This is a genomic window from Bradyrhizobium sp. USDA 4501, assembly GCF_054062115.1.
In genome coordinates, this window is record NZ_JBSSEX010000001.1 from 4,834,845 (window position 1) to 4,853,412 (window position 18,568).

General features: G+C 66.6%; 1 protein-coding gene (running past one end of the window). It reads left to right on the plus strand.

Features of this window, described 5'->3' with window-relative positions:
• Positions 1 to 17,893, plus strand: the 3' end of a protein-coding gene (locus tag ACVWZM_RS22015) for a non-ribosomal peptide synthase/polyketide synthase (RefSeq protein WP_456854746.1). 18,491 nt of this gene lie to the left of the window's left edge; only the last 17,893 of its 36,384 coding nucleotides appear in the window; its start codon lies off the left edge, out of view; its stop codon occupies positions 17,891 to 17,893.
• Positions 17,894 to 18,568 lie beyond the last annotated feature (675 nt).

Consider the following 18,568-nt stretch of genomic DNA (forward strand, 5'->3'; position numbering starts at 1 on the left):
TCTCCAGCGTGTTCCTGGATCGCTGTCACCGAATCTAAAACTCATAAACAACTATGGACCTACGGAAGCTACCGTAGTGGCGACCTCGGGACGGCTCTTCCCCGAAGACGTAGTGCCGCATATTGGCCGTCCGATTGCGAACACGCGGATCTATCTGCTGGATGGTCATGGCGGGCTGGTGCCGTTCGGGGCGGTGGGGGAGCTCTGCATTGGCGGGGCGGGGGTGGCGCGCGGCTATCTGAACCGCCCTGAGCTGACGGCGGAGCGGTTCATCGCCAGCCCCTTTGTCGAGGGCGACCGGCTGTACAAGACCGGCGACCTGGCACGCTATCTGCCGGACGGCAATCTGGAGTTTTTGGGGCGCAACGACGAGCAGGTGAAGATCCGCGGCTACCGGATCGAGCCGGGCGAGATCGCGGCGCGGCTTTGCGAGCACGCCTGGGTGCGCGAGGCGGTGGTGGTGGCGCGCGAGGATGGCCGCGGCGACAAGCACCTTGTCGGCTATGTGGTGTGTGCGCCTGAGGCAGCTTCGAACGGACAGGATGGCGGCGAGCTGGCCGGTACCTTGCGCGCACATTTAGGTGCGCGGCTGCCGGACTACATGGTGCCGGGTGCGTTCGTGCGGCTGGCGGCGCTGCCGCTGACGGTGAACGGCAAGCTCGACCGCAACGCGCTGCCGGCGCCGGACGACGAGGCGTATGCGCATCGCGCCTATGAGCCGCCGCAGGGCGAGATCGAGACCGCGCTGGCCACGATCTGGGCCGAGCTGCTCGGTGTCGAGCGCATCGGGCGCCACGACCACTTCTTCGAACTGGGCGGGCACTCGCTGCTGGCGGTGCAACTGATCGAGCGTTTGCGGCGGCGGTCGCTGGGCATTGAGGTGCGCACCCTGTTCGCCAAGCCGGTGCTGGCAGATCTGGCCGCAAGCCTGGGCCGTCATCACGAGGTGGCGGTCCCGGCCAACCTGATCACCGAACGGAGTGCGGCGATCACGCCACAGATGCTGCCGCTGATCGAGCTGACGCAGGACGAGATCGAGCGGATCGTCGCCACGGTGCCCGGCGGGGTTGGCAACATCCAGGACATTTACGGCCTGTCGCCGCTGCAGGACGGCATCCTGTTCCATCATCTGCTGGCGGCAAAGGGCGATCCGTACCTATTGGTGTCGCAGATGGCGTTTGCCGAGCGTGGGCTGCTCGAGCGCTATCTTGCCGCGGTGCAGCGGGTGGTGGATCGGCACGACATCCTGCGCACGTCGTTTGTCTGGGAGGGGCTGTCGCGGCCGGCCCAGGTGGTGTGGCGGAAGGCGCAACTGGAGGTGACCGAGGTCGAGCTGGATGGCGCTCATGGCGCTGGCACCGCGCAGCTTAAGGATCGGTTTGATCCGCGCCGGCACCGCATCGAGCTCGGCCGGGCGCCACTGCTGCGGTTTGTGATTGCGCGCGAGCCCGGCAGCGCGCGCTGGCTGCTGCTGGAGCTGCAGCATCATCTGATCGGGGATCACACCACGCTGGACGTGATGCATGCCGAGGTCCGGGCTGAGCTGGAGGGGCGGGCGCATGAGCTGCCGGCGCCGCAGCCGTTCCGCAATCTGGTGGCGCAGGCGCATCTCGGCGGTGATGCCGAGGCGGACGAAGCGTTCTTCCGGGAGCTGCTGGCCGACATCGACGAGCCGACCACGCCGTTCGGCTTGAGCGAGGTGCGCGGCGACGGCGGCGGGGTTCGTGAGGCGCATCGGATGCTGCCGCCGGCGCTCCATGCGCGGCTGCGGGACCAGGCGCGGCGGCTGGGCGTGAGTCTGGCGAGCCTGTGCCATCTGGCGTGGGGGCAGGTGGTGGCGCGCAGCAGCGGCCGCGAGCAGGTGGTGTTCGGCACGGTGCTGTTCGGCCGCCTGCAGGGCAACGCCGGCGCCGACCGCGCCATGGGGCTGTTCATCAACACGCTGCCGCTGCGGCTTGATCTTGACGGGACCGCGGTCGAGGCGAGCGTGCGGACCACGCATGCCCGGCTGGCCGAGCTCTTGGCCCATGAGCATGCCTCGCTGGCGCTGGCGCAGCGCTGCAGCGGCGTTGCGGCGCCGGCGCCGCTGTTCAGCGCGCTGTTGAACTACCGCCACAACACCGCGGCGGTCGCCACCGCAATCGATGACAGTCTGGTGGGCGTGGAATGGCTGGGCGGGGAGGAGCGCACCAATTATCCGCTGACCTTGTCGGTGGAGGATTTTGGCGAGGCGCTCGGGCTGACGGCGCAGGTGGCGGAAGGGGTCTGTGCGGATCGGGTCTGCGGCTACATGCAGCGGGCGCTGGAGCAGCTGGCAGAGGCGCTGGAGCGGGCGCCGGACACGCCGGTGCGCGAGCTGGACATCCTGCCGGCTGCGGAGCGCACCTATCTGCTGGAGGAGCTGAACCGGACGGCGGCGCCGTATCCTGCGGACAAGTGCATCCACCAGCTGTTCGAGGCGCAGGTGCACAAGGCGCCGGATGCGGTGGCGCTGGTGTGCGGGGCCGAGCGCGTGAGCTATGGCGCGCTCAACGCGCAGGCCAACCGGCTGGCGCATCATCTGATCGCCCTCGGGGTCGGGCCGGACCAGCCGGTGGCGATCTGCGCTGCGCGCAGTCCGCTGATGGTGGTGGGGCTTTTGGCGATCCTGAAGGCCGGCGGGGCGTATGTGCCGCTGGACCCGGCCTATCCGTCGGCGCGGCTGCGCCAGGTGCTCGCGGATGCGGCGCCGCGGCTGCTGCTGGCCGACGCGGCCGGCCGCGCCGCGCTGGGCGATGTGGGCGCCGATGTGACGGTAGTCGATCTGGCGGCGGCGACACCGGAATGGGCAAATCTGCCGGCGTCGGATCCGGACCCGCGCGTGCTCGGCCTGACCTCCCGCAATCTCGCCTACGTGATCTACACCTCGGGATCCACGGGCACGCCCAAAGGGGCACAGAATGAACATCGGGCTATCGTTAACCGCCTGATCTGGATGCAGAACACCTATGGTCTGAAGGCAACAGACGTCGTGTTGCAGAAGACGCCATTTAGCTTCGATGTCTCGGCCTGGGAGTTCTTTTGGACTTTGCTTGAAGGAGCAACGCTGGTACTGGCGCCGCCCGGTGCGCACAGAGATCCCGATGCATTGGTCGACTTGATCGTAAGCCAGCGCATCACGACGGTTCACTTCGTGCCATCCATGCTGGTCAGCTTTTTGGATGCGAAGAGTGTTGACCGCTGCACATCGCTACGGCGCGTTTTATGCAGCGGCGAGGCGTTTCCTGCCGCCAGTGTGCATAGGGTTCGGCGCGTATTGCCCTGGACGGCCCTGCACAATCTCTACGGTCCGACTGAGGCCGCGATCGACGTTACATCCTGGAGCTGCCCGGCTGAGTTTGATGAGGCCATCGTCCCGATTGGCCGTCCGATTGCGAACACGCGGATCTATCTGCTGGATGATCATGGCGGGCTGGTGCCGTTCGGGGCGGTGGGGGAGCTCTGCATTGGCGGGGCGGGGGTGGCGCGCGGCTATCTGAACCGCCCTGAGCTGACGGCGGAGCGGTTCATCGCCAGCCCCTTTGTCGAGGGCGACCGGCTGTACAAGACCGGCGACCTGGCACGCTATCTGCCGGACGGCAATCTGGAGTTTTTGGGGCGCAACGACGAGCAGGTGAAGATCCGCGGCTACCGGATCGAGCCGGGCGAGATCGCGGCGCGGCTTTGCGAGCACGCCTGGGTGCGCGAGGCGGTGGTGGTGGCGCGCGAGGATGGCCGCGGCGACAAGCACCTTGTCGGCTATGTGGTGTGTGCGCCTGAGGCAGCTTCGAACGGACAGGATGGCGGCGAGCTGGCCGGTACCTTGCGCGCACATTTAGGTGCGCGGCTGCCGGACTACATGGTGCCGGGTGCGTTCGTGCGGCTGGCGGCGCTGCCGCTGACGGTGAACGGCAAGCTCGACCGCAACGCGCTGCCGGCGCCGGCCGACGAGGCGTATGCGCATCGCGCCTATGAGCCGCCGCAGGGCGAGATCGAGACCGCGCTGGCCACGATCTGGGCCGAGCTGCTCGGTGTCGAGCGCATCGGACGGCACGACCACTTCTTCGAACTGGGCGGGCACTCGCTGTTGGCGGTGCAGCTGATGAGCCGGCTGTCGCAGGCGCTGGGTGTCGAGCTGCCGCTGCGGACGCTGTTTGCAAGACCGGTGCTGGCCGATCTGGCGATGAGCATTGTCGAGCTTTTGAACCGCTGCGGTCCGCAAGACCCGCCGGCGATTGCAGCCGTGTCGCGGCATGAGCCGCTGGTGCTGTCGTTTGCGCAGCAGCGGCTGTGGTTTTTGGCGCAGCTGGATCAGGGCGGCACGACCTATCACGTGCCGCTGGCGTGGCGGCTCAAGGGTGGGCTCGACCGCAGCGCCTGGCAGCGCAGCCTGGACCGTTTGTTTGCGCGGCATGAGGCGCTGCGCAGCGTCTTTGTCACCTCGGAGGGCAAGCCCCGGGTCGAGCTTCTGCCGGAGGAGGCGGGGCTGCCGGTCGTGGAGCACGATCTGCGGGGCAGGCTGGATGCGGACGCCGCGCTGTCGCAGCTGTGCCAGCAGGAAGCGCGCACGCCGTTCGATCTGGCGCGGGGCCCGCTGATCCGCGGCCGGCTGATCCGGCTGTCGGACGAGGCGCACGTGTTCCTGCTGACCCAGCACCACATCGTCTCGGACGGCTGGTCGCTGGGCGTGCTGGTGGGCGAGCTCACTCAGCTTTACCGGGCATTCGTGGCCGGAGACGACGATCCGCTGCCGCCGCTTGCGCTGCAGTATCCGGACTATGCCGCCTGGCAGCGGCAGTGGCTGTCGGGCGCGCGGCTGCAGCGCCAGGCGCAGTATTGGCGCAGCCATCTGTCCGGCGCGCCGGCCTGTCTGGCGCTGCCGACGGACCGACCGCGGCCGGCCCAGCAGTCGTTTGCGGGGGCGACGGTCTCGATCGTCATCGATGCGGATCTGACGCGGGCGCTGAAGCGGCTGAGCCGGCAGCATGGCACGACATTGTTCATGACGGTGCTGGCAGCCTGGGCGGCGGTGCTGTCGCGTCTGTCGGGGCAGGACGATCTTGTGATCGGCGTGCCGAGCGCCAATCGGGGCCGTCGCGAGATCGAAGGGCTGATCGGCTTCTTCGTCAACACCCTGGCGCTCCGGCTGGACCTGTCGGGCGAGCCGAGCGTGTCGGAGCTGTTGGAGCGGACGCGGCGCACGGCCCTGGGAGCGCAGGAGCACCAGGACCTGCCGTTCGAGCAGGTGGTGGAGATCGTGCAGCCGCCGCGGTCGCTGGATCACACGCCGTTGTTCCAGGTGATGCTGGCCTGGGAGAACAATGCGGTTGGGTCATTGGACCTGCCGGGGCTGAGTGTGGAGGCGGCCGGGGACGGGTACGACCAGATCAAGTTCGATCTGGAGCTGAGCCTTGGCGAGCAGGGTGAGGTGATCGCCGGGACGCTGGGCTATGCCACGGCGCTGTTTGATCAGGCGACGATCGAGCGGCAGCGGGATTATCTGCTGGCGCTGCTGCGGGCGATGGTTGCCGATGCGCAGCAAGAGGTCCACCGGATTGAGCTGCTGCCGACCGCCGAGCGCACCTATCTGCTGGAGGAGCTGAACCGGACGGCGGCGCCGTATCCTGCGGACAAGTGCATCCACCAGCTGTTCGAGGCGCAGGTGCACAAGGCGCCGGATGCGGTGGCGCTGGTGTGCGGGGCCGAGCGCGTGAGCTATGGCGCGCTCAACGCGCAGGCCAACCGGCTGGCGCATCATCTGATCGCCCTCGGGGTCGGGCCGGACCAGCCGGTGGCGATCTGCGCTGCGCGTAGTCCGCTGATGGTGGTTGGGCTTTTGGCGATCCTGAAGGCCGGCGGGGCGTATATGCCGCTGGACCCGGCCTATCCGTCGGCGCGGCTGCGCCAGGTGCTCGCGGATGCGGCGCCGCGGCTGCTGCTGGCCGATGCGGCCGGCCGCGCCGCCTTGGGCGATGTGGGCGTCGATGCGAGCGTGGTGGAGCTCGATGCGGCGGCACCGGCGTGGGCCAGCCTGCCGGAAGCGGATCCGGACCCGCGCGCGCTCGGCCTCACCTCCCGTCATCTCGCCTACGTGATCTACACCTCGGGATCCACCGGCTCGCCCAAGGGCGTCATGGTCGAGCATCGGAGCTTGGTCAATCTGGGGCTGGCTCAGATAACGCTTTTGGGCGTTTGTTCAAACAGCCGAATAGTGCAGTTTGCCTCCTTTGGTTTTGATGCGAGTGCTTGGGAAATTATAATGGCGTTTGGCTCGGGAGCCGCATTGCATTTGCCTGCGGATGAGCTCTGTCAAGCGAGCACCAAGCTATCGGATTATCTGCGAAGCGAAGCCATCACTCATGCAACGTTGCCTCCAGCCTTACTTCAGCAAAGCAAGCATGTGGAATATTTGGCGTCGCAAGCTCTCATTCTTGCCGGAGAGCTGCCGAAGGCTGAACTTATCCGACGCCTGCCTGCCGCATCTATTGTCAACGGCTATGGACCGACCGAAACGACAGTTTGTGCGACGACCTGGAGTTGCCCGGCTGAGTTTGATGAGGCCATTGTCCCGATTGGCCGTCCGATTGCGAACACGCGGATCTATCTGCTGGATGATCATGGCGGGCTGGTGCCGTTCGGGGCGGTGGGGGAGCTCTGCATTGGCGGGGCGGGGGTGGCGCGCGGCTATCTGAACCGCCCTGAGCTGACGGCGGAGCGGTTCATCGCCAGCCCCTTTGTCGAGGGCGACCGGCTGTACAAGACCGGCGACCTGGCACGCTATCTGCCGGACGGCAATATTGAGTTCCTGGGTCGCAACGACGACCAGGTGAAGATCCGCGGCTACCGGATCGAGCCGGGCGAGATCGCGGCGCGGCTTTGCGAGCACGCCTGGGTGCGCGAGGCGGTGGTGGTGGCGCGCGAGGATGGCCGCGGCGACAAGCACCTTGTCGGCTATGTGGTGTGTGCGCCTGAGGCAGCTTCGAACGGACAGGATGGCGGCGAGCTGGCCGGTACCTTGCGCGCACATTTAGGTGCGCGGCTGCCGGACTACATGGTGCCGGGTGCGTTCGTGCGGCTGGCGGCGCTGCCGCTGACGGTGAACGGCAAGCTCGACCGCAACGCGCTGCCGGCGCCGGCCGACGAGGCCTATGCGCATCGCGCCTATGAGCCGCCGCAGGGCGCGGTCGAGACCGCGCTGGCCACGATCTGGGCCGAGCTGCTCGGTGTCGAGCGCATCGGGCGCCACGACCACTTCTTCGAACTGGGCGGGCACTCGCTCTTGGCCGTGCAGGTGTCGAGCCGGCTGTCACAGGCTGTCGGGGTCGAACTGCCGCTGTCGACGCTGTTCGCCAGGCCGGTGCTGATTGACCTGGCGGCAAGCATCCTCGAGCTGTTGAGCCGCTCCGGACCGCAACAGCTACCGTCGATTGCAGCCGTGTCGCGGCATGAGCCGCTGGTGCTGTCGTTTGCGCAGCAGCGGCTGTGGTTTTTGGCGCAGCTGGATCAGGGCGGCACGACCTATCACGTGCCGCTGGCGTGGCGGCTCAAGGGTGGGCTCGACGGCCGCGCCTGGCAGCGCAGCCTTGACCGTCTGTTTGCGCGGCATGAGGCGCTGCGCAGCGTCTTTGTCACCTCGGAGGGCAAGCCCCGGGTCGAGCTTCTGCCGGAGGAGGCGGGGCTGCCGGTCGTGGAGCACGATCTGCGGGGCAGGCTGGATGCGGACGCCGCGCTGTCGCAGCTGTGCCAGCAGGAAGCGCGCACGCCGTTCGATCTGGCGCGGGGCCCGCTGATCCGCGGCCGGCTGATCCGGCTGTCGGACGAGGTGCACGTGTTCCTGCTGACCCAGCACCACATCGTCTCGGACGGCTGGTCGCTGGGCGTGCTGGTGGGCGAGCTCACTCAGCTGTACCGGGCGTTCGTGGCCGGAGACGACGATCCGCTGCCGCCGCTTGCGCTGCAGTATCCGGACTATGCCGCCTGGCAGCGGCAGTGGCTGTCGGGCGCGCGGCTGCAGCGCCAGGCGCAGTATTGGCGCAGCCATCTGTCCGGCGCGCCGGCCTGTCTGGCGCTGCCGACGGACCGACCGCGGCCGGCGCAGCAGTCGTTTGCGGGGGCGACGGTCCCGATCGTCATCGATGCGGATCTGACGCGGGCGCTGAAGCGGCTGGGCCGGCAGCATGGCACGACATTGTTCATGACGGTGCTGGCAGCCTGGGCGGCGGTGCTGTCGCGGCTGTCGGGACAGGACGATCTTGTGATCGGGGTGCCGAGCGCCAATCGGGGGCACCGCGAGATCGAAGAGCTGATCGGCTTCTTCGTCAACACGCTGGCGCTCCGGCTGGACCTGTCGGGCGAGCCGAGCGTGTCGGAGCTGTTGGAGCGGACGCGGCGCACGGCCCTGGGAGCGCAGGAGCACCAGGACCTGCCGTTCGAGCAGGTGGTGGAGATCGTGCAGCCGCCGCGGTCGCTGGATCACACGCCGTTGTTCCAGGTGATGCTGGCCTGGGAGAACAATGCGGTTGGGTCATTGGACCTGCCGGGGCTGAGTGTGGAGGCGACCGGGGACGGGTACGACCAGATCAAGTTCGATCTGGAGCTGAGCCTTGGCGAGCAGGGTGAGGTGATCGCCGGGACGCTGGGCTATGCCACGGCGCTGTTTGATCAGGCGACGATCGAGCGGCAGCGGGATTATCTGCTGGCGCTGCTGCGGGCGATGGTTGCCGATGCGCAGCAAGAGGTCCACCGGATTGAGCTGCTGCCGACCGCCGAGCGCACCTATCTGCTGGAGGAGCTGAACCGGACGGCGGCGCCGTATCCTGCGGACAAGTGCATCCACCAGCTGTTCGAGGCGCAGGTGCACGAGGCGCCGGATGCGGTGGCGCTGGTGTGCGGGGCCGAGCGCGTGAGCTATGGCGCGCTCAATGCGCAGGCCAACCGGCTGGCGCATCATCTGATCGCCCTCGGGGTCGGGCCGGACCAGCCGGTGGCGATCTGCGCTGCGCGCAGTCCGCTGATGGTGGTGGGGCTTTTGGCGATCCTGAAGGCCGGCGGGGCGTATGTGCCGCTGGACCCGGCCTATCCGTCGGCGCGGCTGCGCCAGGTGCTCGCGGATGCGGCGCCGCGGCTGCTGCTGGCCGATGCGGCCGGCCGCGCCGCCTTGGGCGATGTGGGCGTCGATGCGAGCGTGGTGGAGCTCGATGCGGCGGCACCGGCGTGGGCCAGCCTGCCGGCGTCGGATCCGGACCCGCGCGCGCTCGGCCTCACCTCCCGCCATCTCGCCTACGTGATCTACACCTCGGGCTCCACCGGCTCGCCCAAGGGCGTCATGGTCGAGCATCGCAGCACTGTCAACCTGCTGCATTGGAGCAGCGGCGTGTTTGCGGAATCAGAGATCAGCCGGACGCTGTTTGCCACCTCGATCAGCTTTGATCTGTCGATCTACGAGTGCTTCGTTCCGCTGTCACAAGGAAGAACGCTTTATCTTGTCGAGAGTGCGTTGACGCTGGCGCAGACGTCCTTGGATGTCTCCTTGATCAACACAGTCCCCTCGGCGATCGCCTCTCTGGTCGATAACAAAGCCGTGCCGCCCTCGACAAGGGTCATCAATTTGGCGGGCGAGCGGCTGAAGGCAGGCCTCATAGAGAAGGCTTTCGAGAGCAGTCGGGTCGAGAAGATCTGCAATCTGTACGCGCCTTCTGAAACCACGACGTATTCGACCTGGATTTGCATACGACGGGGAGAGACTGTCGTCGAGACGATTGGCCGTCCGATCGCGAACACGCGCGTGTATCTGCTGGATGGTCATGGCGGGCTGGTGCCGTTCGGGGCGGTGGGGGAGCTATGCATTGGCGGGGCGGGGGTGGCGCGCGGCTATCTGAACCGCCCTGAGCTGACGGCGGAGCGGTTCATCGCCAGCCCCTTTGTCGAGGGCGACCGGCTGTACAAGACCGGCGACCTGGCACGCTATCTGCCGGACGGCAATCTGGAGTTTTTGGGGCGCAACGACGAGCAGGTGAAGATCCGCGGCTACCGGATCGAGCCGGGCGAGATCGCGGCGCGGCTTTGCGAGCACGCCTGGGTGCGCGAGGCGGTGGTGGTGGCGCGCGAGGATGGCCGCGGCGACAAGCACCTTGTCGGCTATGTGGTGTGTGCGCCTGAGTCAGCTTCGAACGGACAGGATGGCGGCGAGTTGGCCGGTACCTTGCGCGCACATTTAGGTGCGCGGCTGCCGGACTACATGGTGCCGGGTGCGTTCGTGCGGCTGGCGGCGCTGCCGCTGACGGTGAACGGCAAGCTCGACCGCAACGCGCTGCCGGCGCCGGCCGACGAGGCCTATGCGCATCGCGCCTATGAGCCGCCGCAGGGCGCGGTCGAGACCGCGCTGGCCACGATCTGGGCCGAGCTGCTCGGTGTCGAGCGCATCGGGCGCCACGACCACTTCTTCGAACTGGGCGGGCACTCGCTCTTGGCCGTGCAGGTGTCGAGCCGGCTGTCACAGGCTGTCGGGGTCGAACTGCCGCTGTCGACGCTGTTCGCCAGGCCGGTGCTGATTGACCTGGCGGCAAGCATCCTCGAGCTGTTGAGCCGCTCCGGACCGCAACAGCTACCGTCGATTGCAGCCGTGTCGCGGCATGAGCCGCTGGTGCTGTCGTTTGCGCAGCAGCGGCTGTGGTTTTTGGCGCAGCTGGATCAGGGCGGCACGACCTATCACGTGCCGCTGGCGTGGCGGCTCAAGGGTGGGCTCGACGGCCGCGCCTGGCAGCGCAGCCTTGACCGTCTGTTTGCGCGGCATGAGGCGCTGCGCAGCGTCTTTGTCACCTCGGAGGGCAAGCCCCGGGTCGAGCTTCTGCCGGAGGAGGCGGGGCTGCCGGTCGTGGAGCACGATCTGCGGGGCAGGCTGGATGCGGACGCCGCGCTGTCGCAGCTGTGCCAGCAGGAAGCGCGCACGCCGTTCGATCTGGCGCGGGGCCCGCTGATCCGCGGCCGGCTGATCCGGCTGTCGGACGAGGTGCACGTGTTCCTGCTGACCCAGCACCACATCGTCTCGGACGGCTGGTCGCTGGGCGTGCTGGTGGGCGAGCTCACTCAGCTGTACCGGGCGTTCGTGGCCGGAGACGACGATCCGCTGCCGCCGCTTGCGCTGCAGTATCCGGACTATGCCGCCTGGCAGCGGCAGTGGCTGTCGGGCGCGCGGCTGCAGCGCCAGGCGCAGTATTGGCGCAGCCATCTGTCCGGCGCGCCGGCCTGTCTGGCGCTGCCGACGGACCGACCGCGGCCGGCGCAGCAGTCGTTTGCGGGGGCGACGGTCCCGATCGTCATCGATGCGGATCTGACGCGGGCGCTGAAGCGGCTGGGCCGGCAGCATGGCACGACATTGTTCATGACGGTGCTGGCAGCCTGGGCTGCGGTGCTGTCGCGGCTGTCGGGACAGGACGATCTTGTGATCGGGGTGCCGAGCGCCAATCGGGGGCACCGCGAGATCGAAGAGCTGATCGGCTTCTTCGTCAACACGCTGGCGCTCCGGCTGGACCTGTCGGGCGAGCCGAGCGTGTCGGAGCTGTTGGAGCGGACGCGGCGCACGGCCCTGGGAGCGCAGGAGCACCAGGACCTGCCGTTCGAGCAGGTGGTGGAGATCGTGCAGCCGCCGCGGTCGCTGGATCACACGCCGTTGTTCCAGGTGATGCTGGCCTGGGAGAACAATGCGGTTGGGTCATTGGACCTGCCGGGGCTGAGTGTGGAGGCGACCGGGGACGGGTACGACCAGATCAAGTTCGATCTGGAGCTGAGCCTTGGCGAGCAGGGTGAGGTGATCGCCGGAACGCTGGGCTATGCCACGGCGCTGTTTGATCAGGCGACGATCGAGCGGCAGCGGGATTATCTGCTGGCGCTGCTGCGGGCGATGGTCGCCGATGCGCAGCAAGAGGTCGGGCGGATTGAGCTGCTGCCGGCCGCCGAGCGCACCTATCTGCTGGAGGAGCTGAACCGGACGGCGGCGCCGTATCCTGCGGACAAGTGCATCCACCAGCTGTTCGAGGCGCAGGTGCGCGGTGCGCCGGATGCGGTGGCGGTGGTGTGTGAAGATGAGCGGCTGAGCTATGGCGAGCTCAACGCACGGGCCAACCGGCTGGCGCATCATCTGATCGCCCTCGGGGTCGGGCCGGACCAGCCGGTGGCGATCTGCGCTGCGCGCAGTCCGCTGATGGTGGTGGGGCTTTTGGCGATCCTGAAGGCCGGCGGGGCGTATGTGCCGCTGGACCCGGCCTATCCGTCGGCGCGGCTGCGCCAGGTGCTCGCGGATGCGGCGCCGCGGCTGCTGCTGGCCGATGCGGCCGGCCGCGCCGCCTTGGGCGATGTGGGCGTCGATGCGAGCGTGGTGGAGCTCGATGCGGCGGCACCGGCGTGGGCCAGCCTGCCGGAAGCGGATCCGGACCCGCGCGCGCTCGGCCTCACCTCCCGTCATCTCGCCTACGTGATCTACACCTCCGGCTCCACCGGCTCGCCCAAGGGCGTCATGATCGAGCATGCGAGCACCGTGAACCTGCTGCATTGGAGCAGCGGCGTGTTTACGGAGGAGACCAGCCGCATGCTGTTCTCCACCTCGATCAGTTTTGATCTGTCGGTCTATGAGTGCTTCGTTCCGCTGTCACAAGGAAGAACGCTTTATCTTGTCGAGAGTGCGTTGACGCTGGCGCAGACGTCCTTGGATGTCTCCTTGATCAACACAGTCCCCTCGGCGATCGCCTCTCTGGTCGATAACAAAGCCGTGCCGCCCTCGACAAGGGTCATCAATTTGGCGGGCGAGCGGCTGAAGGCAGGCCTCATAGAGAAGGCTTTCGAGAGCAGTCGGGTCGAGAAGATCTGCAATCTGTACGCGCCTTCTGAAACCACGACGTATTCGACCTGGATTTGCATACGACGGGGAGAGACTGTCGTCGAGACGATTGGCCGTCCGATCGCGAACACGCGCGTGTATCTGCTGGATGGTCATGGCGGGCTGGTGCCGTTCGGGGCGGTGGGGGAGCTATGCATTGGCGGGGCGGGGGTGGCGCGCGGCTATCTGAACCGCCCTGAGCTGACGGCGGAGCGGTTCATCGCCAGCCCCTTTGTCGAGGGCGACCGGCTGTACAAGACCGGCGACCTGGCACGCTATCTGCCGGACGGCAATCTGGAGTTTTTGGGGCGCAACGACGAGCAGGTGAAGATCCGCGGCTACCGGATCGAGCCGGGCGAGATCGCGGCGCGGCTTTGCGAGCACGCCTGGGTGCGCGAGGCGGTGGTGGTGGCGCGCGAGGATGGCCGCGGCGACAAGCACCTTGTCGGCTATGTGGTGTGTGCGCCTGAGGCAGCTTCGAACGGACAGGATGGCGGCGAGCTGGCCGGTACCTTGCGCGCACATTTAGGTGCGCGGCTGCCGGACTACATGGTGCCGGGTGCGTTCGTGCGGCTGGCGGCGCTGCCGCTGACGGTGAACGGCAAGCTCGACCGCAACGCGCTGCCGGCGCCGGACGACGAGGCGTATGCGCATCGCGCCTATGAGCCGCCGCAGGGCGAGATCGAGACCGCGCTGGCCACGATCTGGGCCGAGCTGCTCGGTGTCGAGCGCATCGGGCGCCACGACCACTTCTTCGAACTGGGCGGGCACTCGCTGCTGGCGGTGCAACTGATCGAGCGTTTGCGGCGGCGGTCGCTGGGCATTGAGGTGCGCACCCTGTTCGCCAAGCCGGTGCTGGCGGATCTGGCCGCAAGCCTGGGCCGTCATCACGAGGTGGCGGTCCCGGCCAACCTGATCACCGAACGGAGTGCGGCGATCACGCCACAGATGCTGCCGCTGATCGAGCTGACGCAGGACGAGATCGAGCGGATCGTCGCCACGGTGCCCGGCGGGGTTGGCAACATCCAGGACATTTACGGCCTGTCGCCGCTGCAGGACGGCATCCTGTTCCATCATCTGCTGGCGGCAAAGGGCGATCCGTACCTATTGGTGTCGCAGATGGCGTTTGCCGAGCGTGGGCTGCTCGAGCGCTATCTTGCCGCGGTGCAGCGGGTGGTGGATCGGCACGACATCCTGCGCACGTCGTTTGTCTGGGAGGGGCTGTCGCGGCCGGCCCAGGTGGTGTGGCGGAAGGCGCAACTGGAGGTGACCGAGGTCGAGCTGGATGGCGCTCATGGCGCTGGCACCGCGCAGCTTAAGGATCGGTTTGATCCGCGCCGGCACCGCATCGAGCTCGGCCGGGCGCCACTGCTGCGGTTTGTGATTGCGCGCGAGCCCGGCAGCGCGCGCTGGCTGCTGCTGGAGCTGCAGCATCATCTGATCGGGGATCACACCACGCTGGACGTGATGCATGCCGAGGTCCGGGCTGAGCTGGAGGGGCGGGCGCATGAGCTGCCGGCGCCGCAGCCGTTCCGCAATCTGGTGGCGCAGGCGCATCTCGGCGGTGATGCCGAGGCGGACGAAGCGTTCTTCCGGGAGCTGCTGGCCGACATCGACGAGCCGACCACGCCGTTCGGCTTGAGCGAGGTGCGCGGCGACGGCGGCGGGGTTCGTGAGGCGCATCGGATGCTGCCGCCGGCGCTCCATGCGCGGCTGCGGGACCAGGCGCGGCGGCTGGGCGTGAGTCTGGCGAGCCTGTGCCATCTGGCGTGGGGGCAGGTGGTGGCGCGCAGCAGCGGCCGCGAGCAGGTGGTGTTCGGCACGGTGCTGTTCGGCCGCCTGCAGGGCAACGCCGGCGCCGACCGCGCCATGGGGCTGTTCATCAACACGCTGCCGCTGCGGCTTGATCTTGACGGGACCGCGGTCGAGGCGAGCGTGCGGACCACGCATGCCCGGCTGGCCGAGCTCTTGGCCCATGAGCATGCCTCGCTGGCGCTGGCGCAGCGCTGCAGCGGCGTTGCGGCGCCGGCGCCGCTGTTCAGCGCGCTGTTGAACTACCGCCACAACACCGCGGCGGTCGCCACCGCAATCGATGACAGTCTGGTGGGCGTGGAATGGCTGGGCGGGGAGGAGCGCACCAATTATCCGCTGACCTTGTCGGTGGAGGATTTTGGCGAGGCGCTCGGGCTGACGGCGCAGGTGGCGGAAGGGGTCTGTGCGGATCGGGTCTGCGGCTACATGCAGCGGGCGCTGGAGCAGCTGGCAGAGGCGCTGGAGCGGGCGCCGGACACGCCGGTGCGCGAGCTGGACATCCTGCCGGCTGCGGAGCGCACCTATCTGCTGGAGGAGCTGAACCGGACGGCGGCGCCGTATCCTGCGGACAAGTGCATCCACCAGCTGTTCGAGGCGCAGGTGCACAAGGCGCCGGATGCGGTGGCGCTGGTGTGCGGGGCCGAGCGCGTGAGCTATGGCGCGCTCAACGCGCAGGCCAACCGGCTGGCGCATCATCTGATCGCCCTCGGGGTCGGGCCGGACCAGCCGGTGGCGATCTGCGCTGCGCGTAGTCCGCTGATGGTGGTTGGGCTTTTGGCGATCCTGAAGGCCGGCGGGGCGTATATGCCGCTGGACCCGGCCTATCCGTCGGCGCGGCTGCGCCAGGTGCTCGCGGATGCGGCGCCGCGGCTGCTGCTGGCCGATGCGGTCGGCCGCGCCGCCTTGGGCGATGTGGGCGTCGATGCGAGCGTGGTGGAGCTCGCTGCGGCGGCACCGGCGTGGGCCAGCCTGCCGGCGTCGGATCCGGACCCGCGCGCGCTCGGCCTCACCTCCCGCCATCTCGCCTACGTGATCTACACCTCGGGATCCACCGGTACGCCCAAGGGCGTCATGGTCGAGCATCGCAGCTTGGTCAGTCTGGTGGTGGGGAACGATTTCGTTGAGATTTCGCCGCAGGACGTCTTTCTCAATGCGTCCTCACCGACATTCGATGCGACCACGTTTGAGGTATGGGGAGCCTTGGCGAACGGCGCAAGTGCTGTGCTCTATCCTGAACGTTACGTCCTCACGGCAACACTGGCCCAGCTCATCCGAGACCAAGGCATCACCATCGCTTGGATGACTGCGCGGTTGTTCGACGTCTATGTCGGGGAGGGGCGGAGCACCAATGGGCTGCAGCAACTGCTGGTCGGGGGCGAAGAGATCTCCGCCGCCTCCGTCAGAGCATGTCAGAAACGACATCCGACGCTGCGAATCTCAAATGGCTACGGTCCCACAGAGAATACTACCTTTAGTCTCTGCTACCCGATGCCAGCTGGCCTCGATGACCAGCAACGAGTGCCGCTGGGACGACCAATTCGGAATTCGGTGGTCTATTTGCTGGACGGTCATGGTGCGCCGGTGCCGTTCGGGGCGGTGGGCGAGCTCTGCATTGGCGGGGCGGGGGTGGCGCGCGGCTATCTGAACCGCCCTGAGCTGACGGCGGAGCGGTTCATCACCAGCCCCTTTGTCGACGGCGACCGGCTGTACAAGACCGGCGACCTGGCACGCTATCTGCCGGACGGCAATCTGGAGTTTTTGGGGCGCAACGACGAGCAGGTGAAGATCCGCGGCTACCGGATCGAGCCGGGCGAGATCGCGGCGCGGCTTTGCGAGCACGCCTGGGTGCGCGAGGCGGTGGTGGTGGCGCGCGAGGATGGCCGCGGCGACAAGCACCTTGTCGGCTATGTGGTGTGTGCGCCTGAGGCAGCTTCGAACGGACAGGATGGCGGCGAGCTGGCCGGTACCTTGCGCGCACATTTAGGTGCGCGGCTGCCGGACTACATGGTGCCGGGTGCGTTCGTGCGGCTGGCGGCGCTGCCGCTGACGGTGAACGGCAAGCTCGACCGCAACGCGCTGCCGGCGCCGGACGACGAGGCGTATGCGCATCGCGCCTATGAGCCGCCGCAGGGCGCGGTCGAGACCGCGCTGGCAACGATCTGGGCCGAGCTGCTCGGTGTGGAGCGCATCGGGCGCCACGACCACTTCTTTGCGCTCGGCGGCCATTCCCTGTTGGCTGTGCAATTGCTCAGTCGCGCAGCCGATCTTGGGCTCAAGTTCAGTGCCGCCGACCTCTTCCAAGCCCCCGTTCTAAAGGAACTTGCATCAAAGATTCATTTGGAACCACAGCCCAGCAGTTCGAGAGTGCTTTGTGTTCGAGCAACCGGATTGCAGCCGCCACTGTTCTTTGTTCCCACAGGTTTGGGCGACTGCTCCTATGTCCCCAGTTTGGTGCAGGAAATGGACGTAGAATGTCCTGTCTACGCTTTGCCATGGCCCCCATTCAGTGAAGTTCGATTTCCAGCTCTCGAAGAGATAGCCTCGCAAGTAAATTTGGCGATTAGAGAGATTCAGCCACGAGGTCCATATCGGTTCGCCGGATATTCATCAGGAGGAATCTTGGCCTACGCAATTGCGCAGCAGTTACTGGATCTTGACGAAGCTGTTTCCTTCATCGCTCTAATCGACGTTGTGCTACCTGCAAAACCGTCAAGCGTATTGTTACGAGAAGCGTTGCTGGAATCTCTCGAATTAGACGACGAGAAGTTCGAAATGCTCGAACGCTTCGCTGAACAAAGCTCATTTTCCCAGCTCCTTGAAAAGGCCCAGAAAGTCGGGGCGATCCATCTGGATCGTGATCTCGAGAATGACATTCTGACGTATGAAAGGAGCACGCAGTTCCATAGGGCGCTGGACTTGTATGAGGTACCATCCCTATCGATTGAGATACATCAGTTCTATAGCAACGGGCGTCTTAGCCGTCGCGCACGATCTCGCAAAAATTCAATAGATCCAGAAGCAAGTACGCCCCTGCGGGGTTGGGACCGGGTTCTGAGTGCCGAGGCTATTCATGCCGTGCCAATTCCAGGCGACCATGTGACTATGATGAGTGTCCCGGAGAACCGCCGAGTTCTGGCTCGACACCTATCAACGGCCCTAACAGCCCGTCGACACCCCGTCTCCCAAGAGTAGTGGCTCATAAAATCTCAGGATCATCTCCCGGTTAACTGAGAGGTAAACTGCCTTCCCCGATTTGAACCTATCGATCGATGGCCTTGTAGTCGCAGTTGACCCGGTAAAGTCCGAGTAGCGCGTGTTCGGATATCAGGCAGTGCAATCAATATGATCGTGCGACGAATGCCCACTTTCAGTCGGATAAGCCCAGTGGGGCGACCCGTAAGTCATTGATTTTTCACAACCAGTCGCTGACTCCCAGTGACCGTGCAGAACATCTCTTAACTTCCTGGTTGATCTATCTCGCCCGCACTACTGGGGAGTCAGAGCTTCAATTGGGGTGGTCCGCGCCGAATCGATCTCGAGCGAGCGGGAGCGCTGTGGAGGCTCTTCTCGCGCCCGCCGTGCCAATGGTGGTTACTATAGATCTAAATGACGACTTTGCGCAGGCGCGTAGAGCGGTGGCGGCCGAATGCGTTCAGCTGAGAGAGAACGATAGCTTTGTTTGGGATCTTATCACGCGCTGCCCCACGTTGCGGGATGCGGAGGTGCTGCGATCGCGGCGACCCTGGCCCCTTGGCGTTACAGTTACCAGAGAGAGCTGTTCTGCTGCTTCGAGCTCCAGTTCTGAGATAGCTCGCTCCGGTGAGTTGCTAACGCTCGAGATCTGCGCTCTCGATGGGCGCTTCCGAT